The organism is Streptomyces sp. NBC_00019, from assembly GCF_045041015.1.
GTDB lineage: Bacteria > Actinomycetota > Actinomycetes > Streptomycetales > Streptomycetaceae > Streptomyces.
The window spans coordinates 1,459,887-1,480,747 of record NZ_CP108302.1; the positions used below are offsets into that span (position 1 = coordinate 1,459,887).

The window sequence follows — 20,861 nt, forward strand, 5'->3', positions numbered from 1 at the left end:
GGTTGATTCTGTTCCTCTTCGTGCTTGTGCCTCTCCGCGCTCCGGAAGGGAGCTCCGTGTCCAGCCGACGCCGCATCGTCCGGGCCTTGACGCCGGCCATCCCCCTCACGCTCGCCGCAGGACTCGTCACCGCCACCCCCGCCCCCGCCGCGGACACGGCGGCACCCCTCAGCTCGGTGACGGTACGGGTCGATCCGTCGTACCAGCAGCAGGAGTTCGAGGGCTGGGGGACGAGTCTCGTCTGGTTCGCCAACGCCACGGGCGGCTATCCGGAACCGATCCGAAGACAGCTCGTCGACATGCTGTTCGGCGAGGACGGGCTGGCCCTCAACATCGCGCGCTACAACATCGGTGGCGGCAACGCCCCTGACGTCCGCAAGGACTACATGAAGGCCGGCGCGACCATGGAGGGCTTCTGGAAGGCGCCCGAGGGCACCACCCAGAAGGACATGGACTGGTGGGACCCGGACAACGCGGACCACTGGGACTGGAACGCCGACGCGAACCAGCGGTGGTGGGTGGACCAGGTCAAGGACAAGGTCACCAAGTGGGAGGCGTTCAGCAACTCGCCGCCCTGGTTCCAGACGGTCAGCGGGTACGTGTCCGGCGGCTTCGACTCCGGCGCCGACCAGATCCGCGCCGACCGCGTCGACGACTTCGCCGCCTACCTCGTCCGCGTGAGCGAGGAGATGGAGAAGGAACACGGCATCACCTTCGACACCATCGACCCGCTCAACGAGCCCAACACCACCTACTGGGGCACCCAGTTGGGCGCCGACGGGCAACCCACGGGCGGCCGGCAGGAAGGCGCGCACGCCGGGCCCGCCCTCCAGCAGAAGGTGATCCTCGCCCTGGACAAGGCCCTCGAGGGCGCGACGACCAAGGCCGAGGTCTCCGCGATGGACGAGACCAACCCCGGCATCTTCACGACGAACTGGAACGCCTACACCGCCCAGGCCCGGGCCACCGTCGACCAGCTCAACGTGCACACCTACGGCACCGGTCAGCGCACCAGCGCCCGCGACATCGCCAAGGGCGCGGACAAGAAGCTGTGGATGAGCGAGGTCGAGGGCACCTGGGGCACCGGCACCGACTTCACCAGCATGGAGCCGGGCCTCGGCATCGCCACCCGCATGGTCGACGACATGCGTGAACTGGAGCCCTCCGCCTGGGTGTTCTGGCAGCCCATCGAGGACTCCATCCCGCAGGCCGCCGCCGGCAAGAACTGGGGCAGCATCCATGTCCCGTTCAACTGCACGGCCGAGGACACCCTGGAGAGCTGCCCGATCCAGGCCAACTCGAAGTTCCACACCATCCGGAACTTCACCCACTACATCCGCCCCGGCGACCGCTTCGTGAAGGTCGACGACACCTCCAGCGTCGCCGCCGTCGGCAAGTCCGGCCGCTCCGCGACGGTGGTGCACGTCAACGGCGGTACGACCGCCCGCTCCGTGACCCTCGACCTGTCCCGCTTCGGCAAGGTCACCCGAGGCGCCACCGTCACCCCCGTGGTGACCAGCACGGACGGCGCCCTCGTCCAGGGCGCCCCGGTCCGCGTCACCGACCGGTCGGCCACCCTCACCGTCCCCGCGAAGTCGGTCACCAGCTTCCTCGTCAAGGGCGTCAGCGGCGTCGCGAAGGACGCCGCGCTCGTCCAGCCCGGCCATGTCTACCGGCTCAAGGGCACACAGAGCGGCAAGTCGCTCGCCCCCTCGGACGACGGCACCGGCGTCGTCATCCGCACGAACGACGCGAGCAGCGACCGACAGCTCTGGTCCGTAAGCCAGTTGACGCCCGGCACCGACCATCGCGAGCGCTACGCCCTCACCAGTGCCACCAGCGGCAAGCAGCTCGCCGTACGCGAGAACCAGGCCGTTCTGGAGGATCCGTCGGACAGCGACGCCGCGCAGTGGATCCTGTCGACGACCGGCGACGACACGTGGACGTTCGTCAACGCCGCCACCGGCCGACTGCTCGACGTCGGCGGACAGTCGTCGGCGGACGGCGCCAAGGTGTCGACGTACACCCCGACCTCGGCGGCGAACCAACGCTGGACGGTGAGCGACGAAACCGTACTGCGCACCGAGAAGGCCGAGGTGTTCACCGTGCCCGGTCGGACACCGGCGCTCCCGAAGACGGTGACGCCGGTCTACCGGGACGGTGCCCGTGGCGCGCTGCCGGTCGTCTGGGACCCGCCGTCGGACGACGCGTGGGCCGATCCGGGCACGGTACGGGTCAAGGGCACGGCGACCGATCCGCTCGGTCGGGAGATCCGCGCGAAGGCGGTCGTCACCGTCGACACCATCGCCTCGACGGTGCCCGGCCGCGCCAAGACCTACGTCGGCGGAAGTCCCGGCCTGCCGGACACGGTCGTCGGCGTCGGCGCGCACGGCGGCCGCACCGACCTTCCGGTGACCTGGGACGCGGCCCCCGAGGGCGTGTTCGCCGAGACCGGCGTGGTGACCCTGCGCGGTACCGCACGGGTGGTGGACGGCAGCACCGTCGACGCGTCGGTACGCGTGCAGGTCACCCAGCCGACGCAGACCGACATCGCCTCGGACGCCGGCGTCTCGGTCGCGGCCACGTACACCGAGAGCGGCTACTCCGCCGAGCGCCTGCGCAACGGCGACACCTCCGACAAGGGCTGGTCCAACTGGCGGTCCGGCACCAAGAACCCGTCCGACACGATCACCTTCACCCTCCCGACGGCACGGGACCTCGACCGGGTCGTGGCCCACTTCTACCGGGACGGGAGCAACGTCTCCTTCCCCGCGAGCCTCAAGGCGCAGGTGCGCGGCGCGGCGGACGGCACCTGGGTCGACGCGAGCGAGGAGATCACGGTCGGGACCGAGGGCACGCCGGTGGTCGACGTGCCGATCGAAGCGGGCCCGGCGACCGGCGTGCGGCTGGTCATGACCGCCCGGTCCGGCGGCTACATCACGATGAGCGAGGTCGAGGTGTACGCCAAGGCTCCCGGCGTCTCCCCGGACGCGGCCGCCGCGTCGATCGAGGTGGCCGGCGTGCCGGTCGCGGACTTCGCCCCCGGCACGACCGACTACCGGGTCCGGACCGCCGATCCGAACCACGCGGTGGTCACGGCGAGGGCCCGCGACCCCTACGCGACGGTCGACGTCGAGCGGAGCCGTGGGCGCGCCGTGGTCACCGTGACCAGCGAGGACGGGTCACGGACGACGACGTACCGCCTCACGCTCCTACGACGCTGAGTCCACGGTCGGCAACCACACGCGCATCGTCGAGGGCCCCCGGTTCGCCCAGGAGTGATAGGGGACCAGGACGATGCCCGTGCCGTCGCCGGCCGTCGGCGGGGCGTCGTACGGCGGGTACGGCCACGGTCGGTCCCCCGGGGCGCTGATCTCGCCCGCGACCACGACGGATCCGTCCGCCCTCCCCTCCGGCGGGGCGGACGGATCCACGCGCAGCGCGTCGACCTCGTGGCCGGGCGGCAGGTCCACGGACTCGGCGCAGTACACCAGCGGTCCGCGCTGGACGGCCGCGGTGCCGCGTATCGCGTCGACGCGCGGGTCGGCCCCGAGCCAGCGAGGCCGCACGGGCAGTTCGAGGACTGTCTCGTCACCGGGCCGGAAGACACGGGTGATCTCGGCCGTGCCCGGGGTCACCGCACGGCGCCCCCCGTCCGGGTCGACGAGCCATGCGGTGGCGTCCTCCGCCCATGCGGGGACGCGCAGCGACAGGGTCCACGGGTGGGTGGGCGACCGGGCGACGCGTACGGTCACGCGCCCGTCCGAGGGGTAGTCGGTACGGATCCGCAGCGCGATGCCGCCCGTGGTGATCTCGGCGTCGGCGTACTGGTGGAGCTGGAGGCCGTGGTCGTCGGTCGTCGCCAGGTATCCGGGCAGCAGGGCCAGGGTCCGTGCCACGTTGGGCGGGCAGCAGGACACCGCGAACCAGGGTGCGCGCAGGCTCGACTCGGCGCGCGGTATCTGGACGTCGGCCGCAGGGACGGTGCCGCGGCGGCGCCGGTGCAGGGTGTTGGAGTAGAAGAAGGACCGGCCGTCCTCGGCCGGGGAGGTCGCGACCACGTTGAACAGGGTCCGCTCGGCCAGGTCGGCGAAGCGTGGCTCGCCGGTGGCGAGGAGGAGGCGCCAGCTGAGCATGACGGAGGCGACGCCGGCGCAGGTCTCGGAGTAGGCACGGTCGGGCGGGAGGACGAAATCGTCGCCGAAGGACTCGTCGCGGTGGTGCGAGCCCATGCCGCCGGTGAGATAGGTGCGCCGGGCGACCGCGGTCTCCCACTGCCGTACGACGGCGGCGAGCAGGTCCTCGTCCCCGGTCTCCACGGCCACGTCGACGGCACCGGCTGCGAGGTAGAGGGCGCGGACGGCGTGGCCGCGCAGGACGGCCGCCTTCCGCACGGGCATGTCGTCCTGGAAGTAGGCGCGGCCGAACTCGCCGTCACCGAGGGTGCCTTGGCCCCTGCGGTCGATGAACAGCGCGGCCTGGTCGAGGTAGCGCTGCTCGCCGGTGAGCCGGGCCAGTTCGACCAGGGCCGTCTCGATCTCCGGATGCCCGCAGACACCCTGGGTGCCTCTGGCGTCGAAGAGGGCGCACACATGGTCGGCTGCGCGGCGGGCGATCTTCGTCAGCTCGCCCTCGCCGCGCGCCCTGGCCTGGGCCACGCCCGCCTGGATCAAGTGCCCGTAGCAGTACAGCTCATGGCCCCATTCGAGGTCGCTGTAGCGGGGCTGCTGGCCGGGGCGGCCGTAGGCGGTGTTGAGATAGCCGTCCGGTTCCTGGGCGGCGGCGATGGCATCCGTGAGGGCGGGGTCGACGTCGTATCCGGTCTCCCAGGACATGGCCTCCAGGAGCTTGTAGACGTCGGAGTCGGCGAACTCCCGTCCGCGCCGGTCGCGTTGGATGCGGCCCTCGACCGCGGCACGGAAGTTGCCGGTCCAGCCGACGCGTTCCATCCAGTCGCGGCAGTGGTCGAGGCTGACCGTCGCGTTGACATGCCGGCGTCCGGCCCAGAAACCACCGGTGATCCTGACCTCGTCGAGGCCGAGCGGGCGTAACCGTCCCCGGGTCGGTGCCACGGGCAGGACAGTGGACAGCTCCTTGTTCATGCCTTCGTTTCGTCCTTTCAGCCCTTGAGGACGTCGGACTCAGCCCTTGAGGGCGCCCGACATGAAGCCCCGCACGTAATGGCGTTGCAGCAGCAGGAATACGAGGAGACACGGCACGGCGAGGACCACGACCCCCGCCTCGGTGGCGCCGTAGTCGACCGCGCCCATGCTCTGTTGCCGCAGATTGGCCACGGCCAGCGGCAGGGGCGCCTTCTCGCTGTCGGAGATGAGGATCAGGGGTGCGATGAAGTCGTTCCAGGCGGCGAGGAAGGCGAACAGTCCCACGGTGATCAGCCCCGGCCGCACCGCCGGGAGCAGGACCCGGCGCAGTGCGCCCGCCGTGCCGCAGCCGTCGACCAGGGCCGACTCCTCCAGTTCGCGGGGTACCGCCTCGAAGGAGATCCGCATCATGAAGGTGGCGAACGGAAGCTGGAACATGGCCAGTACCAGGCTCAGCCCGATCAGCGAGTTCTGCAGATGGAGTCTGCCGAGCAGCACGTACAGCGGGATGAGGAGCGTGGCGTACGGGACCATGAGGATGGCCAGGGTCAGCAGGAACAGCAGGTTCTTGCCCGGGAACCGGAAGCGGGCGAAGGCGTAGCCGCCGAGCAGGGACACCCCGAGGGTCAGGACCACAGTGAGCGCCGAGACGACGGTGCTGTTGAGGAGGTACTGCCACAGGCCGGCGTCGTAGTCGAGCAGGGTGCGGTAGTTGCCGAGGCCGTAGCCGGAGTCCTGTGCGGTGCCGGGCTGTTCACTGACCGAGGCCCAGCCGTTCCACACCAGGGGGAACAGGAAGATGACGGCCAGTCCTCCGGCGACGACGTAGTACGGCGTCCGGCCGAGGACCTGGGCTCGGTTGAGCATGGCGGGTCCCCCCTTCCTACGACTCGTCGGAGCGGTGCAGGCCGCGGAACTGCAGGACGTTGAGGAGCACCAGTGCTCCCAGCACGATGATCGACAGGGCCGCCGCGGTGCCGAGGTCGAGCCGCTGGAACGCCTCGCGGTAGATCAACTGCACGATGGTGACGGTGCTGTTGTCCGGGCCGCCCTTGGTGAGGACGAAGAACTGGTCGAAGGCGAGCAGCGATCCGGTGACACAGAGGAGGAGGGACAGGGCGAGCGACGGTCGCAGCAGCGGCAGGGTGATGCGGCGGAAGATCTGGCCGCGGCTCGCGCCGTCCATGCGGGCCGCCTCGTACAGCTCGTGGGGGATGCGTTGCAGACCCACGAGCAGGATCAGCATGTAGAACCCGGCGAACTTCCAGACCACCAGGAACACTGTCGACAGCAGGGCGTTGGTCGAGGTGCCGAGGAAGGACACCGGTTCGTCGACCAGGCCCAGGTGCTCGAGGGTGCTGCTGATCGGTCCGGTGGTCGGGCTGTACAGACCCCAGAACAGCAGGGAGGCGGAGGCCAGTCCGAGGGCGCCGGGGAGGAAGTAGACGGTGCGGAAGAAGCCGGCACCGGGGCGGGACTCCTGGACCAGCAGGGCCAGCAGGAGCGCGAGTCCGAGGAGGACGACCGTGACGATCACGGTGTAGAGGAGGGTGAAGCGGACGGCGGGCCAGAACAGGGGGCTGTCGGTGATGTCGGTGTAGTTCTCGGGGGCGTTGCGGCCCTGGTCGCCCGCGAGGAGCGGCCAGTCGTTCAGGGACATCCGGCCGACCAGGAGCAGGGGCCACACGAAGAAGACGGCGACGAACACGGCTGTGGGTGCCGCGTATCCGAGTCCCTGCACCTTGCGGGAGCGCCACAGGGACTTGGCTGTACGGGGTCGGCGTGCCGGACGTTGCGGCCGTACCCGGTGCTCGGCCGCCGCTCGGTCGGGCGCCTTCACCTGCATGGCTCTCCTGTCGGTCGGCTCGGTGGGCTCAGTCCGCCAGCGAGGCGCTCACCTCGTCGTTGTCCTTGTCGACGGAACCCCCGTCGCCGAAGACGGCGTTGCGCATCATGGTCAGCCAGGGCCCGTTGGGGTCGTTGAAGGTCTGGCCGAACTTCAGCGCGTACGGGGTGTGGCCGTCCGCCACCAGCTCGTTGATGGTGACCAGGCGCGGGTCCGCGTCCGAGTACTTGTTGGACGCGAGGTCGGTGCGTGCCACCACGTCCTTGTGCGCGGCGACCACGTCGACCTGGGCCTTGTCGCCCACGGACCAGGCGAGGAAGTTCCAGGCCTGGTCGGCCGACTTGCTGGTGGCGGAGATGCCGATGGCGTCACCGCCGACGAAGGTGGCCTTGCCGCCGTCGGGACCGGGGATGGGCGCGACCCCGAGGTCGAGGTTCTTCGGCATCAGACCGAGGGTGGTCGACGGCATCGGCATCACGCCGATCTGCCCCTTCGGGAACAGCCCGGTCCAGGTGGCGCCCGTCTCGTCGCGGGCGCCGGGGGCCACGATGTCGTCGTCGACCCAGCCGCGGTAGGTGCCGTAGACCTTCTTCGCGGTGGCGGAGTCGAGCGTCGCCGCGGTGCCGTCCGCGTTCAGCACCTCGTCCCCGGCGGCCCAGATGGACGGCCACCAGGTGAAGACACCGCAGCCGCCGCAATTGCCGCCGAAGAACGTGCCGTTGACGCCACCGCCGAGCTTGTCCACGGCGCGGGCCTGCTCGTCCCACTCCGCCAGGGTGGTGGGCGGCTTCTCGGGGTCGAGCTTCGCCTTGCGGTAGAGGTCCTTGTTGTAGAAGAGCACCGACAGGTCGAGGGTGTGCGGCACGACGTACTTCTTGTCCTCGTACGTGCCGGCCTTGATGTGCGACTGGGCCAGGTCGTCGGCGAAGGGCAGGGCGTCGATGCGGGCGGTGATGTCGGCGAAGAGCCGGCTGCTGGTGTAGTTGGGCACGAACACGACGTCCGAGGCGAACAGGTCCGGCAGGTCGCGGGAGCCGGCGGCGGCACCGACCTTGGCCTGGTAGTCGTCGGTGGGGATGACGGTGAGTCTGATCTGGTTCTTGTGGCTCGCGTTGTACGCCTTGACGAGGGCCTCGCTCTGCGGCCGGGTCGCCGCACGCGTCCACATCGTCAGCTCGGCGCCATCGTCGACGCCGGTGGCGTTCGCCGCCGCGCCCCCTCCCCCTCCCCCGCCGCCTCCGTCGTCCGCATCTCCGTCGCCCGACCCGCATGCCGTGGCCAGTCCCAGGCTGGTGAGAAGGACCGCGGCCGTGACGAGGCGGCGGGCACGTCCGTGCGATCCGGTGGGGCTCCCCATGACGATCTCCCTCCGCGACGAACACCGGGAAGAAACAGGCCGAAAAGGCTTTCGCCAAGCTAGAGCCGAGCTGAAAGCCCGTCAATCCCTCGCGTACGAACGGACTTTCAGGTGCAGGCCGAAAGTTCTCGCGTACGGTTTACGGACGTGATGCGAGACAGGAGACACGCATGACACCAGCCACCGGCCCCGCTCGTTCGCGCACCGCCACCCTCAGCGACGTCGCCCGGCTGGCGGGGGTGTCGGTCGCCACCGCCTCGAAGGCCCTCAACGGGCGCAGCCAGGTGCGCGCCGAGACCCGGCAGCGGGTGATCGAGGCCGCCGAGCGACTGTCGTTCCGCCCCAACCAGCTGGCCCGCGGTCTGCTCGCCGGGCGGACGGGGACGGTGGGTCTGCTCACCAGTGATCTGGAGGGCCGGTTCAGCATCCCGATACTGATGGGCGCCGAGGACGCCTTCGGGGCGGGCGAGGTGGCGGTGTTCCTGTGCGACGCCCGGGGGGACGCGATCCGCGAGCAGCACCATGTCCGCGCGCTGCTCGGGCGCCGGGTGGACGGCCTCATCGTGGTGGGCAGCCGGACCGATCCCCGGCCCTCGCTCGGCCGTGACCTGGCCGTTCCCGTGGTCTACGCGTATGCGCCGTCGGACGATCCGGCGGACCTGTCCATCGTCCCGGACAACGTGGACGCGGGCCGGATCGCGGTGCAGCACCTGCTGGCCTGCGGCCGCACCAGGATCGCCCACATCACCGGGGATCCCGGCTACGCCGCCGCGCACGACCGGGCCGAGGGCGCGCGGGCCGCGCTCGCCGACGCCGGGGTCGTCCCGGTCGGCGAACCGCGGTTCGGTGCCTGGTCGGAGGGGTGGGGGCGGGCGGCCACGGCGCTGCTGCTGGACCGGCATCCGGACGTGGACGCCGTGCTGTGCGGCAGTGATCAGATCGCCCGGGGCGTCATGGACGTGCTGCGCGAGCGTGGCCACCGGGTGCCGGAGGACGTGGCGGTCATGGGCTTCGACAACTGGCAGGTCCTGACGTCCGGTTCGCGCCCGCTGCTCACCAGCGTCGACATGAACCTGGAGCAGGTCGGCCGGGCGGCGGCGCAGGCGCTGTTCGGCGCGATCGGCGGTGCGACGGACTCCGGCATCGAGGCGCTCCCCTGCCGGGTGGTGATCCGAGGCTCCACCGCCCCACTGTCCTGAACCGTACGGTCCGCCAACTCAAGCCTCTCCGAGCTCCCTTGACACTCCATCAGCTCGCTCCTACGTTGCGAAAACCTTTTAGGTCTTTTCAGCCAAGGGGAGCATCCGATGCGAAGACGAACCGAGCCCGTCTTACAGCGCCTCCTGATCGTCCTGGCGCTCCTCGTCTGTTCCGTCCTCACCGCCACCCCCGCTCGTGCCGCCCAGACCATCGGCTTCCCCACCTTCAGCGGCCCCGCGATCCCGGCCCCGCCCGTCGCCCACACACCCGGCGACATGATGAAGGCGATCTACGACGCCGAGAGTTCGGGCACCGACTTCTGGATGGACCGTCTGCTGGCCCGCTCCGGCGACGACCCGGCCGGCCCCTGGCTGATGAGCCGGGGGCGTGCCCTGTTCATGAAGACCCACAACCCCGCGGTGCTCGGCTTCGGCGGCAACGTCGCCTACTGGGAGAGCGTCAACGACCAGAACGCCTACAGCATCGCGATCAGCCCGGGCACCTTCACCGAACAGGTCTCCCAGCGGTGGCAGGCGCCGAGCCACTGGAGGAGCGTGCACTCCAGCGGGTCGATCGCGGTCACCCAGACCAAGTTCATCACCGACAACAACGTCGCGGTGACGAACCTGTCGATCAAGAACAACGGCAGCGGGTCCACCACCCTCCAGCTGCGCGCGACGTCGCCGTACGCCACCACGGGCAGCGGCAGTGAGCTGACCGGCCAGGTCAACGCGTACAACAACCTGACCACGCTGCGTCCCCGGCTCACCGGCGACGGTTTCAGCGTCTCCGGCGGCGGCCTCAACCGCTCGGTGACCATCGCAGCCGGAGCCACGGCGACCGCGAAGGTCGTGATGGGCTTCGTCACCGACGAGATCCCGGCCTCGCTCACGGAGTACAACGCCTACGCCGGTCACTCCAACGCCACCGCCTTCGCGACCCATGTCCGGGCCTACAACCAGTGGTGGGCGCAGAACGTGCCCTACATCGACGTGCCCGAACCGGCGATCAAGAAGAACATCTACTACCGCTGGTGGCTGATGCGCTTCAACAACCTCGACGCCGACATCCCCGGGCAGACCTTCCAGTTCCCGACCTCCACCGAGGGCGTCCTCGGCTACAACAACGCGATCGCGCTGACCCAGCCGATGCACATCGACGACCTCAAGTACCTGCGGGACCCGTCCTACGCGTACGGGGACTGGCTGAGCGTCGGCCAGGTCTCCAAGGGCGGCCGGTTCCTCGACAACCCGGGCGACCCGGAGAACTGGTCCAACAGCTACACCCAGTACATCGCCGAGGCGGCCTGGAAGAGCTACCAGATCCACGGCGGCCAGCCCGGCATCGCCGCCAACCTGGCCCGCTACGCCGAGGGCGACGTCAAGGGACAGCTCGCCTACTACGACCACGACAACAACAAGCTGATCGAGTACGACTGGGGCGCCCTGACCGGCAACGACGCCGACGCCGTCTCCTTCCACTGGAAGCCCGGCAACATGGACCGCGCCGAGTCCGCCTACCAGTACAGCGGCGCGCTCGCCGCCGCCCAGGCGTACGAGGCGATCGGCAACACGGCGAAGGCCACCGAGATGCGTACGCTCGCGACGCAGATCAAGGACGCGATCGTCAGCGTGCTGTGGAACCCCAACCGGCAGCTGTTCGAGCACCGGTTGAAGTCGACGAACGAGTGGGTGCCCTGGAAGGAGATCAACAACTACTACCCGTTCTCGGTCGGCGCGGTGCCCAACACGGCCACGTACAGGCAGGCGTTGCGTCTGTACGACGACCCGGCCCAGTACCCGGTCTTCCCCTTCTACACGGCCAACCAGGTCGACAAGCAGGCCGCGGCCGACGCCGGGAACCCGGGCTCCAACAACTTCTCCACCATCAACTCCACCGTCCAGTTCCGGCTCTACTCCTCGGTCCTGCGCAACTACCCCAACTCCTGGATGAACGCGACCGACTACAAGAAGCTCCTCTACTGGAACACCTGGGCCCAGTACATCGGCGGCAACACCCAGTGGCCCGACGCCAACGAGTTCTGGGCGGACTGGAACGGCAGCTCGATCGACTACCGCTCCTGGATCCACCACAACATCCTGGGCAGCGGCAACTGGACCGTGATCGAGGACGTCGCCGGGCTGCGGCCGCGCAACGACGCCAAGGTCGAGCTCTCTCCCATCGACATCGGGTGGAGCCACTTCACGGTCAACAACCTCCGCTACCGGGGCGCCGATCTGTCGGTCGTCTGGGACGACCCCGCCGACGGCGTGGTCCGCTACCCGGGCATCCCGGAGGGCTACTCCATCTATGTCAACGGCAGCCGGGCCGCCACGGTGAGCACCCTGGTGCCGTTCACCTGGGACCCGGCCACGGGCGACGTGACCACGAACGGCACGGTCACCCACCACACGGCCGTCTCCGGTCTCAAGGCGCCCAACCAGGTCGTGCAGAGCAGTCCCCGGATGGTCGACATGCTCGCCAAGGCAGGCGTCGACCTCACCGCCGACCTGACCAACCTGGCCTCCGGCGCGACCGTGTCCGCCTCCCACACCGGGTCCGGCAGCACCGCGTCCGGCGCGGTCGACGGCTACCCGACCAACGAGCCCTTCTGGGGCGCCGGCTCCTCGCCCAACGGCCAGGACTGGTACGAGCTGAACTTCGGCACGGCCCGCACGCTCAACGAGGTGCGCCTGTACTTCAAGGACAGCCGCCCGGCGAGCACGACCTACCGGGCGCCGTCGGCGTACACCATCCAGTACTACGACGGCAGTTCGTGGGTGAACGTGCCGAGCCAGACCAGGAGTCCGGCCGCCCCGCGCGCCAACTACAACCTGGTGACGTTCCCGGTGGTCAGCGCCCAGCGCGTCCGGGTCCTGGCCACCAACGCCTCCGGCGCCAAGACGGGCCTCACCGAGATGAAGGTGTTCAACCGGGGCGGGGCCCAACCACCGGTCAACCAGGCCGGATCCGCCGCCGCGACCGCCTCGTACACGTCCCCCTGGGAGGCCGTCGCCGCGGTCAACGACGGGATCGACCCGCCGTCCTCCAACGACACGGTGAACCCGCGCTGGGGAACCTGGCCGGAGACCGGCCAGCAGTGGGCCGAACTGACCTGGCCGTCCGCGAGGAACCTCAACAAGGCGGACGTCTACTTCTTCGACGACGACCAGGGCATCGACATGCCGTCCGCCTGGAAGCTGCAGTACTGGAACGGCAGCGCCTACGTCGACGTCCCTGGCGCCAGCGCGTACACGCTGACCAAGAACCAGTACAACACCGTCACGTTCACCGCGACGAGCACCACACGACTACGGGTGCTGCTCACGAGCAACGGCACCGATTCCGTCGGCCTCCTCGAAGCAAAGGTGTACGGCCCGTGACCCGTTCCCGATGCCTTTCCGCGCTCCTCGCCGCACTCACCATGGCGGTCGCCTTCCTCGTGGCACCGCCCGCCTCCGCCGCCGTCGCCTTCACCTCGACGGCGGTGAACCAGAACGGTGGCAACTGCCTTGATCTGCCGGGCAGTTCGACGACGGCCGGGGCTCAACTGCGCGCCTTCGCCTGCAACTCGGCCGCGAACCAGAACCTCGGCCTCACCCCTGTGTCGGGTTCGGCCGACATCTACACGATCACCACCCAGTCCGGTCAGTGCGTCGACGTGTACGGCGCGTCCACGGCGGACAACGCGGCGATCATCCAGTGGCCCTGCCACAGCGGCACGAACCAGCAGTGGCGACTCGTCCCGGTGACGGTCGCCGGTACCGACAAGACGTTCAACCTGGTCTCCGTCGGCACCGGCAAGTGCGTCGCCCCGAGCGGCGGTTCGTCCGCCTCGAACACCAACCTGGTGCAGCTGCCGTGCTCCACCGCGAACGGCAGGGTGTGGCGGCTGCCCGGCTTCACCGGCGGCGGCACGACCCCCGGTACGTTCACCAACCCGCTCTCCCAGCACGGACCCGACCCCTGGCTGACGTACTACGACGGCTACTACTACCTCGCCACGACCACCTGGAACTCGACGATCACCATGCGCAAGGCCGACACGCTCGCCGGTCTCGCCACCGCCACCGACCAGGTGATCTTCAATCTGACCCGGCCCAACGGGGCGGGCACGATGTGGGCGCCGGAGTTCCATCTGCTCGACGGCCCGAACGGCAAGCGCTGGTACTTCTACTACACGGCCGGACGGGAGCCGTACGACCTGGGAACCCAGCGCATCCACGTCCTGGAGAGCGCCGGCCTCGACCCGATGGGGCCGTACAGCTTCAAGGCCGACCTGCTCGACCCGACCCAGGACAACACCTGGGAGCTGGACCCCGGCATCCTTCAACTCAACGGCCAGCTCTATCTGTTGGGCACCTTCTACAACGGCTCGCAGCCGATGTTCATCCGGCCGCTGTCGAACCCCTGGACCGCGAGCGGCACCCGCAGGATCCTGTCCACCCCGACCTACAGCTGGGAGACGGTGGGCGGCGCGGTCAACGAGGGCGCGGAGGTCCTCCAGCGGAACGGGAGGACGTTCATCGTCTACTCCGCCAGTCACTGCTCCACACCCGACTACAAGCTGGGCATGCTCACCTACAACGGCGGTGACCCGCTGAACTCCGCCTCCTGGGTCAAGTCCCCGGACCCGGTCTTCCAGCGGTCCAACGCCAACGGTGTGTACGGCCCCGGTCACAACGGCTTCTTCAAGTCGCCCGACGGCACCGAGGACTGGATCGTCTACCACGCCAACAACTCCACGAGCGGCGGGTGCGACATGAACCGGACCACCCGGGCGCAGAAGTTCACCTGGAACGCGGACGGCACACCCAATTTCGGCACTCCGGTGGCCCTGGGTGTCCCGCTGACCGCACCCTCCGGGGAGTAGATTGTCGGATTCTGACCATCGAGAGTCGTGATCCGGCTCCGCCGTGTGCGCTTCCTCCTCCTACGTTGGGATTCGGCCGTTCCGCTTCGGCCGTCGGCCTTTGCCACGGGGCCGGGACACCCAGCCGGAGGAGGAGGCCATGCGGGAGACGGACACACTCCGTACCTGGCTCGACGAAGCCGACCGCGTACTGGTCACGGCCGGCGCCGGGCTGAGCGCGGCGGCCGGATACGACTACGGCGACGCCGAGCGGTTCCGGCAGCTCCTCCCGGCGCTGTACCGGCTCGGGCTGCGCTCCCGCTATCTGCTGGGCGTGCCGCTGCCGGCCGACATGATGTGGGGCTACTGGGCCGTCCACATCGACGACATCCGCTTCGGGACCGAGCCCAACCCCCTCTACCGGGAGCTGCGTTCACTGGTCGGGGACCGCGACCACTGGGTGCTGACGTCCAACGTCGACGCGCTCTTCGCCCGCAACGGCTTCGAGACGGACCGGATCTTCACGCCCCAGGGCGACTACGGCCGGCTCCAGTGCACCGTGCCGTGCACCCAGGAGACGTGGGACTCCCGCCCGTTTCTCGACCGGATCCTCGCCGCGTACGACCGTGACACGGGACGGGTGACCGACCCGGCCGCCCTTCCCGTGTGCCCCAACTGCGGCGCCGAGGTCTTCCCCAATGTGCGGGTGGGCCCCGAGTTCGTCGACGGCGCCTACACGGCGGCCGGGGACCGGCTGTCGGGGTGGCTCGGCGACGCGCCCGGCGATGTCCGCCTGCTCGTCCTGGAGTTCGGCGCCGGATTCAATACCCCGGGCGTGATCCGGTGGCCGATGGAGAATCTCGTACGCCACACCCCCGGGGCGCGTCTGGTGCGGGTCAACCCCGTCCACCCGGACGTCCCCGCCGACCTCGGAGCCCGTGCGCTGTCCGTGCCGTTCGGGGCGGACCGGCTCCTGAACGCACTGACCGTGTAAGGAAGTGATCTGGATCATGTCCGATTCGACAGTGGTGGTCACCGGAGCCACGGGCCGCCTCGGCGGACGCGTCGCCCGCCGCCTGGCCGAGCGGGAGGTGCCGCAGCGGCTGCTGGTGCGCAGCCCCGAGCGGGCGCCGCGGCTGCCCGGGGCGACACCCGTCCGCGCGAGCTACGACGACCACGAGGCCGTCGTACGCGGCCTGACCGGCGCGGAGACGGTGCTCATGGTGTCCGCCTCCGAGAGCGCCGACCGGCTCGCCCAGCACCGGACCTTCGTGGACGCCGCCGTCGAGGCCGGCGTACGGCACCTGGTGTACGTCTCCTTCTTCGGTGCGGCACCCGACGCCATGTTCACCCTGGCCCGCGACCACTTCCACACCGAGGAGCACATCCGCGCCACCGGGCTGGCGTACACGTTCCTGCGCGACAACCTCTACGCCGAGTTCGTGCCCGATCTGGCCGGTGCTGACGGTGTCATCCGCGGCCCGGCCGGGCAGGGGCGAGCCGCGTTCGTCTCCCAGGACGACATCGCCGATGCGGCCGCCGCGGTCCTGAACCGGCCGGCCGAGCACGCCGGTGCGGTCTACGACCTGACCGGACCGGAGTCCCTGTCGCTGGCCGAGGCCGCGGCCGTGCTGTCCGAGGTGCAGGGCCGTACGGTCACCTATCACCCGGAGACGATCGAGGAGGCGTACGCCTCCCGGGCCTCCTACGGTGCCCCGCAGTGGGAACTCGACGCCTGGGTGTCCACGTACACGGCCATCGCGGCGGGTCAGCTCGACGGCGTCAGCGATGCCATTCCCCGTCTCACCGGGCGTCCCGCCACGAGCCTCGCCGACGTCGTGCGCGGTATGCCGCCCCGCTGACAAGGAGTCTCGATGTTGCCTCTGGCCGCCTACCGTGCCGCGATCGCGCTGGACGAACCCTTCCGGCCATCGGCGGCGCCCGCCGATCGGCCGGCCGAGCAGGTGCGCTCGGCGCTCGGGCTGCTCGCCGCCGATCCGGCCGCGGTACGGCTCGGGCTGCGGGATCTCGGGGACGTGGACGCGACGACGGCTCGCAGGGCGCTGCGCGCGCTGTTGACCGTCCGCGCTCCGGGCCCCTTGCCCGGCGGTGCGGCGGAGGCGGTCGACGCGGTACTCGGCGCGGAGCGCGCCCTGCGACCGACCGTGCCGGCACGTCAACTGCCCACAATCGCACCGGAGTCTCCGGTCTCGCTGTGGCGGGGCGACATCACCGCCCTCGCGGTGGACGCGATCGTCAACGCCGCCAACAGCGCCCTGCTCGGCTGCTTCCAACCCCTGCACGCGTGCATCGACAACGCCATCCACAACGCCGCCGGGCCCCGCCTCCGGGACGACTGCGCCACCGTCATGACGTTGCGGGGCTCCCCCGAGCCGACCGGTACCGCGAAGATCACCCGGGGCTATCACCTGCCGGCCCGGTACGTCCTGCACACCGTCGGTCCGGTGATCGACGGTCGGCCGAGCGCGAGTGACGCGGAGGCGCTGGCCTCCTCCTACCGTTCCTGTCTGGACCTCGCCGCCGAGGTGGAGACCATCCGGACCCTCGCCCTCTGCGCGGTGAGCACCGGCGTCTTCGGCTACCCCAGGGACGAGGCCGCCCCCGTCGCCCTGCGCACCGTCACCGACTGGCTGGGCGCCCACCCCGGACGGTTCGACCGGATCGTGTTCACCGTTTTCGGCGAGAACGACGAGACGGCCTACCGGCGTGCCTTGGACGCCTCCTGACGGGCGCGCCCTCGCACCGCGTCGCGGAAGTCGATCGGTGACTCGCCGACCCGGTGCGTGAAGTACTTGTTGAACTGCGAGGCGTTGGCGAAGCCGAGCCGGTCCGAGATCTGGGCAGCGGTGCGCTCGCTGTGTGCCAGCAGCCGCTTGGCCTCCAGCACGACCCGGCGGTCGACGAACTCCTTGGCGCTGATCCCGGCGGTGTTGAGGGTGGCCCGGGCGAGGGTGCGGGCGGAGTACCCGAGCAGGTCGGCGTAGTCCTCCACCCGCCGGGTGCGGGTGAAGTTCCGCTCGACCGCGTCACGGAAGCGGATGTACGTCTCGTCGGGAACAGGCGCGGGGGCGCCTTCCGGGACGGTGAGATGGGCCAGCCGCAGCACGAGGACGGCCAGGAGATGCCGCAGGGCCGCCATGTGCACCTCGAGGGGCAGATGGCCGAGCGCGTCGAACTCGCGGCGCAGGTGCTCCGCGGCCAGGTCGAGGGCCTCGGCGTCCTCGGCGACGGGGGTGCTGAGGACCGGCGCGTGCGGGTCGTCGAGGCGGGCGGCCGTCGCCGTGGCGGCGTCCAGGACGTCCTGCCGGAACAGGACCACCGTGCCCTCGGCCGTGGTGAGGTCACCCCACTGCTGCACCTGCCCCGGGCGCACCCACAGCCAGGAGCCCGGCCGGAGGGTGTGCACGGTGAAGTCCACGGTGTGGTGGAGCTCGCCCGACGTGAGGGTCACCAGGTGGTGGAAGTCGGGGCGCTGCGGACGGGCCAGGACGTCCCCGGGTGCCCGCCTTCGCAGTTCGGCCAACGACATGACCTCGATCCCGGCAGGTGTGCCGGCCGGGGCGGCGAAGGGGATCTCGGGAATCCCGTGTCGGCTTTTGACCATCATCGACTCCGAGTGTACGAGGGCGGGCGCCCCTGGGCCCGGTCAGCAGAACTCGGCCGAGACCACGTTCTTGCCGCCACCCACCCAGTCGCCGTTGAAGTTCAGCGTGATCATGTGCCGCCCGTCCTTGGTGCCGAAGGCCTGGGTCGAGGAGCCGTGGATACCGCCGGAGTGGCCCCAGACCTTGATCCCGCAGGTAGTCTCGTACTCGATGAGCCCCAGGCCGTAGCGCTGGCGTGCCAGGTTCCCCTCGGTCGAGACAGTGGTCGTCATCTGCGCGAGCTGGGCGGGGCGCAGCAGCCTGCCGCCGAGGAGGGCGGCGTAGAGACGGTTGAGGTCGGAGGCGTTGGTGATCATCTCGCCCGCCGCCCAGGCCCAGGACGGGTTGAGCTCGGTCACGTCGTGGATCCTCCCCGGGTCCTCCGTGAAGGTGGAGTAGTGCCGGGGTGGGTGCCGGGACGTGCGGGTCGGTGCCGGGGAAGTACGTGGCACGCATCCCGAGCGGCCTGGTGACGCGGCGCTCGATCTCGTCGGCGTAGGGCCTGCCGGTCAGCTTCTCGATGATCAGGCCCAGCAGGAGGTAGTTGGTGTTGGAGTACTTCCAGGAGGTACCGGGCTCGAACTGGGGCGGGTTCTGCAGGTTGCTTCTTTACGGGGGTGGCGGTGAGGTTCGCGGTACTGGGACCGGTGACGACGGTCGACGACGACGGCACGGCCCTCGCTCTCGGCGGATCGAAACCCCGCTCACTGCTCGCCGCACTGCTCCTCGAACCGAACCGCACGGTGCCCCTGGACACGGTGATGGCGGTCCTGTGGGGCGAGAGACCGCCGCCGACGGCCACCGCCTCGCTGCACAATCACGTGGCCCGGCCGCGGCGACGCCTCCACGACGCCGGTGGTACGCGACTGCGCACCATGACCCACGGACTCCAACTTCGGGTCGGTGACGACGAGTTGGACCGTGACGTGTTCGAAGGGCTGATACGCCGGTCACAGGAGGCCCGCGACGGGGAGGACTGGGAGGCCGCGGAGCAGGACGCCGGTGCCGCTCTGGCATTGTGGCGCGGCACACCGTTCGCCGACGTACCCGCCCTCGCCGACCACCCCGCCGTGATGTTCCTCCAGGAGCAACGGGTGCAGGCGCTGGAATGCCGCTTCGAGGCCCTCCTCCACCTCGACCGCCTCGACGGGCTCGCCGCCGAACTGGGCGCCCTGGTCAGGGAGCATCCGTTCCGGGAGGCCCTGCACCGCCAGCTGATGCTCGTCCTCGGCCGCACCGGCCGCCGGGCCGAAGCACTCGCGCTGTTCCGGTCACTGCGCCGGACGCTGGTCGAAGAGCTCGGAGTGGAGCCCGGCCCCGCCGTTCAGGAGGCCCACCGTGAGGTGCTCCGCAGCCCTGCCGCCTCGGTACCACTGTCCCAACTCCCCTCCGCACCCGCTGATTTCGTCGGCCGCGACGAGCACATCGCCGACATCCGCAAGGAGTTGGAGGCCCCTCGCGGCCGCACCGCGCTCGCCGTCATCAGCGGGATGCCGGGCGTCGGCAAGACGGGGCTCGCCCTGCACATCGCGGAACAGCTCCGGGAGGCGTTCCCCGACGGCCAGCTCTATCTCAACCTCCACGGAGCCACCCCCGGCGTCGCCCCACTCGAACCCGCCGACGCCCTCGCCGTCCTCCTGCACGGCCTCGGGATGGACACCCGGCGCGTCCCGTACGACGTGGCGGCCGCCTCCGCCCTGCTGCGCTCCGCGCTCGCCCGCACCCGGACGCTGCTGGTCCTCGACGACGCGGCCTCGGTCGGTCAGGTGCGTCCGCTGCTGCCGGCCGGCGCCGGCTGCGCCGTGCTCCTGACGAGCCGGCGCCCCCTGGCCACCCTGGAGACCACCACGCACGTCCGGCTCGACCCCCTCTCCCCACAGGACGGCGCTCTCCTTCTGGAGCGGGCCTCGGGCCGGACCTGGGCCGCTTCCGACGCCGAACCGGTCGCCCGGCTCGTCGCCCTGTGCGGCCAACTGCCCTTGGCGCTACGGGTCTCCGCGGCCCGTCTCAGGAGCCGGCGGACCCTTCCGGTGGAGAGACTCGTGGAACGCCTCGCCCGCCAAGCCGACCGCCTCGACCACCTCGAACTGGAGGACCTCAGTGTCCGCCGGTCCCTCCTGGCGGCCCACGAGGCACTCCTGGGCTCGGCCGACCCGCGCGACGGCGAAGCGGCCGCGACCCTGGTCCTCGTCGGGGCGCTGGACCTGCCCGAGTACGGGGTTCCCCTGATGGCCGCCGCCATGAACCGCACGGAGCACAGCGCCGAGCAGGCCCTGGACCGCCTGGTCGAAGTGGCTCTGCTCCAGGAGGTGAGCTGGGGCCGCTTCGTCCTGCACGACCTGGTCCGCGACTTCGCCAGGGAAATGGCCGCCCGGCCGGATGAGCAGGCCCGCACCGCCGAAGCCGCCGAGTGAGCAGATCGCCCTCTGCAACACGGGCCGTACCCATCTGAATATCGGCGAGCCCGCCCTGGCCCTGCGGAGCTTCGACGAGGCACTCCAGGTCATGGCGGCCGGCGGAGCGCACTGGAACGCGGAGCGCGAAACCCGTCTGGGCCGCGCCCAGGCCTTCCGGACCCTTGGCCGCCTCGAACAGGCCGAGGAAGCATGCACGGCCCTGCTCCAGGAGACCACCGCACGCGGCGACTCCTACGGCCGGGGCCTCACCGAGCACGAACTCGGTCACGTCCTCAGCGCACTCGGCGACGAACACACGGCCCGGCGCCGATGGCACAGCGCCCTGTCCGCCCTGGAGGGAACGGACGCACAGGTACTCGCCGACCTGCGGGCTCTGACATCCGACGCGACGGTGGCCGCCGGCCCATGACTTCCCTCGTAGG

General features: G+C 70.3%; 15 protein-coding genes and 1 pseudogene. 9 read left to right on the forward strand and 7 right to left on the reverse strand.

The features are described from left to right. Nucleotides 1–56 precede the first annotated feature (56 nt). The gene (locus OHU89_RS07195) at nucleotides 57–3,224 is read left to right on the forward strand and encodes an RICIN domain-containing protein (protein ID WP_405640977.1); all 3,168 of its coding nucleotides are present in this window, start codon (nucleotides 57–59) and stop codon (nucleotides 3,222–3,224) included. On the opposite strand, the gene OHU89_RS07200 is transcribed toward OHU89_RS07195, so the two are convergent. The 4 genes from OHU89_RS07200 to OHU89_RS07215 are packed head-to-tail and all read right to left on the reverse strand — an operon-like array spanning nucleotide 3,213 to nucleotide 8,305. Then, on the reverse strand, nucleotides 3,213–5,102 hold the full coding sequence (locus OHU89_RS07200) for a glycoside hydrolase family 127 protein (RefSeq protein ID WP_405640979.1): 1,890 nt from the start codon (nucleotides 5,100–5,102) through the stop codon (nucleotides 3,213–3,215). The genes OHU89_RS07195 and OHU89_RS07200 overlap by 12 nt on opposite strands. A 39-nt stretch (nucleotides 5,103–5,141) precedes the next feature. Continuing rightward, nucleotides 5,142–5,969, reverse strand: coding sequence for a carbohydrate ABC transporter permease (locus tag OHU89_RS07205; protein WP_405640981.1), 828 nt, complete (start codon nucleotides 5,967–5,969; stop codon nucleotides 5,142–5,144). 16 nt (nucleotides 5,970–5,985) lie between these two features. After that, nucleotides 5,986–6,948: a carbohydrate ABC transporter permease gene (locus OHU89_RS07210; protein WP_405640983.1), complete on the reverse strand. Its 963-nt coding sequence runs from the start codon at nucleotides 6,946–6,948 to the stop codon at nucleotides 5,986–5,988. A gap of 28 nt (nucleotides 6,949–6,976) precedes the next feature. Then, nucleotides 6,977–8,305 (reverse strand): ABC transporter substrate-binding protein, encoded by a 1,329-nt coding sequence (locus OHU89_RS07215; protein WP_405640985.1) that lies wholly within the window; start codon nucleotides 8,303–8,305, stop codon nucleotides 6,977–6,979. Nucleotides 8,306–8,475: 170 nt separating this feature from the next. Between OHU89_RS07215 and OHU89_RS07220 the strand changes: the two genes are divergently transcribed. The 6 genes from OHU89_RS07220 (at nucleotide 8,476) to OHU89_RS07245 (ending at nucleotide 17,104) form a co-directional block, all read left to right on the forward strand. Next, a complete protein-coding gene (locus OHU89_RS07220; protein ID WP_266896210.1) occupies nucleotides 8,476–9,504 on the forward strand; it encodes a LacI family DNA-binding transcriptional regulator in 1,029 nt (342 codons plus the stop codon). 108 nt (nucleotides 9,505–9,612) lie between these two features. Then, nucleotides 9,613–12,888 (forward strand): MGH1-like glycoside hydrolase domain-containing protein, encoded by a 3,276-nt coding sequence (locus OHU89_RS07225; RefSeq protein WP_405640988.1) that lies wholly within the window; start codon nucleotides 9,613–9,615, stop codon nucleotides 12,886–12,888. Continuing rightward, nucleotides 12,885–14,378, forward strand: coding sequence for a family 43 glycosylhydrolase (locus OHU89_RS07230; protein WP_405640990.1), 1,494 nt, complete (start codon nucleotides 12,885–12,887; stop codon nucleotides 14,376–14,378). Before OHU89_RS07225 ends, OHU89_RS07230 begins: the two co-directional genes overlap by 4 nt. Before the next feature lie 139 nt (nucleotides 14,379–14,517). Then, on the forward strand, nucleotides 14,518–15,351 hold the full coding sequence (locus OHU89_RS07235) for an NAD-dependent protein deacetylase of SIR2 family (RefSeq protein ID WP_405640992.1): 834 nt from the start codon (nucleotides 14,518–14,520) through the stop codon (nucleotides 15,349–15,351). A 16-nt stretch (nucleotides 15,352–15,367) separates the two neighbouring features. Further along, entirely contained in the window at nucleotides 15,368–16,219 is an 852-nt protein-coding gene (locus OHU89_RS07240) for an SDR family oxidoreductase (protein ID WP_405640994.1), read from the forward strand. A 12-nt stretch (nucleotides 16,220–16,231) separates the two neighbouring features. Continuing rightward, nucleotides 16,232–17,104: a protein-ADP-ribose hydrolase gene (locus tag OHU89_RS07245; RefSeq protein ID WP_405640996.1), complete on the forward strand. Its 873-nt coding sequence runs from the start codon at nucleotides 16,232–16,234 to the stop codon at nucleotides 17,102–17,104. On the opposite strand, the gene OHU89_RS07250 is transcribed toward OHU89_RS07245, so the two are convergent. The 3 genes and pseudogenes from OHU89_RS07250 to OHU89_RS07260 all read right to left on the reverse strand — a co-directional run. Beyond that, nucleotides 17,077–17,985 carry a helix-turn-helix domain-containing protein gene (locus OHU89_RS07250; RefSeq protein ID WP_405640998.1) on the reverse strand — a complete coding sequence of 303 codons (909 nt, stop codon included), beginning with the start codon at nucleotides 17,983–17,985 and terminating at the stop codon, nucleotides 17,077–17,079. The genes OHU89_RS07245 and OHU89_RS07250 overlap by 28 nt on opposite strands. 39 nt (nucleotides 17,986–18,024) lie before the next feature. Further along, a complete protein-coding gene (locus tag OHU89_RS07255) occupies nucleotides 18,025–18,381 on the reverse strand; it encodes a serine hydrolase (protein ID WP_405641000.1) in 357 nt (118 codons plus the stop codon). 64 nt (nucleotides 18,382–18,445) lie between these two features. Continuing rightward, nucleotides 18,446–18,622 (reverse strand): annotated as a pseudogene (locus tag OHU89_RS07260) (serine hydrolase domain-containing protein); the annotation flags it as partial. Nucleotides 18,623–18,645: 23 nt separating this feature from the next. Here OHU89_RS07260 and OHU89_RS07265 point away from each other — a divergent pair. Then, nucleotides 18,646–20,436, forward strand: coding sequence for a BTAD domain-containing putative transcriptional regulator (locus OHU89_RS07265; RefSeq protein ID WP_405641002.1), 1,791 nt, complete (start codon nucleotides 18,646–18,648; stop codon nucleotides 20,434–20,436). Continuing rightward, nucleotides 20,402–20,848 (forward strand): hypothetical protein, encoded by a 447-nt coding sequence (locus OHU89_RS07270; RefSeq protein WP_405641004.1) that lies wholly within the window; start codon nucleotides 20,402–20,404, stop codon nucleotides 20,846–20,848. The genes OHU89_RS07265 and OHU89_RS07270 overlap by 35 nt, the downstream gene beginning before the upstream one ends. Nucleotides 20,849–20,861 lie beyond the last annotated feature (13 nt).

Bases quoted from the DNA above. Each gene is read 5' to 3' on its own strand.
- OHU89_RS07270 (WP_405641004.1), top strand. From the start codon at position 20,402: ATGAGCAGGCCCGCACCGCCGAAGCCGCCGAGTGAGCAGATCGCCCTC.
- OHU89_RS07250 (WP_405640998.1), bottom strand. From the start codon at position 17,985: ATGATGGTCAAAAGCCGACACGGGATTCCCGAGATCCCCTTCGCCGCC.
- OHU89_RS07235 (WP_405640992.1), top strand. From the start codon at position 14,518: ATGCGGGAGACGGACACACTCCGTACCTGGCTCGACGAAGCCGACCGC.
- OHU89_RS07245 (WP_405640996.1), top strand. From the start codon at position 16,232: ATGTTGCCTCTGGCCGCCTACCGTGCCGCGATCGCGCTGGACGAACCC.
- OHU89_RS07200 (WP_405640979.1), bottom strand. From the start codon at position 5,102: ATGAACAAGGAGCTGTCCACTGTCCTGCCCGTGGCACCGACCCGGGGA.
- OHU89_RS07240 (WP_405640994.1), top strand. From the start codon at position 15,368: ATGTCCGATTCGACAGTGGTGGTCACCGGAGCCACGGGCCGCCTCGGC.
- OHU89_RS07225 (WP_405640988.1), top strand. From the start codon at position 9,613: ATGCGAAGACGAACCGAGCCCGTCTTACAGCGCCTCCTGATCGTCCTG.
- OHU89_RS07215 (WP_405640985.1), bottom strand. From the start codon at position 8,305: ATGGGGAGCCCCACCGGATCGCACGGACGTGCCCGCCGCCTCGTCACG.
- OHU89_RS07220 (WP_266896210.1), top strand. From the start codon at position 8,476: ATGACACCAGCCACCGGCCCCGCTCGTTCGCGCACCGCCACCCTCAGC.
- OHU89_RS07205 (WP_405640981.1), bottom strand. From the start codon at position 5,969: ATGCTCAACCGAGCCCAGGTCCTCGGCCGGACGCCGTACTACGTCGTC.
- OHU89_RS07210 (WP_405640983.1), bottom strand. From the start codon at position 6,948: ATGCAGGTGAAGGCGCCCGACCGAGCGGCGGCCGAGCACCGGGTACGG.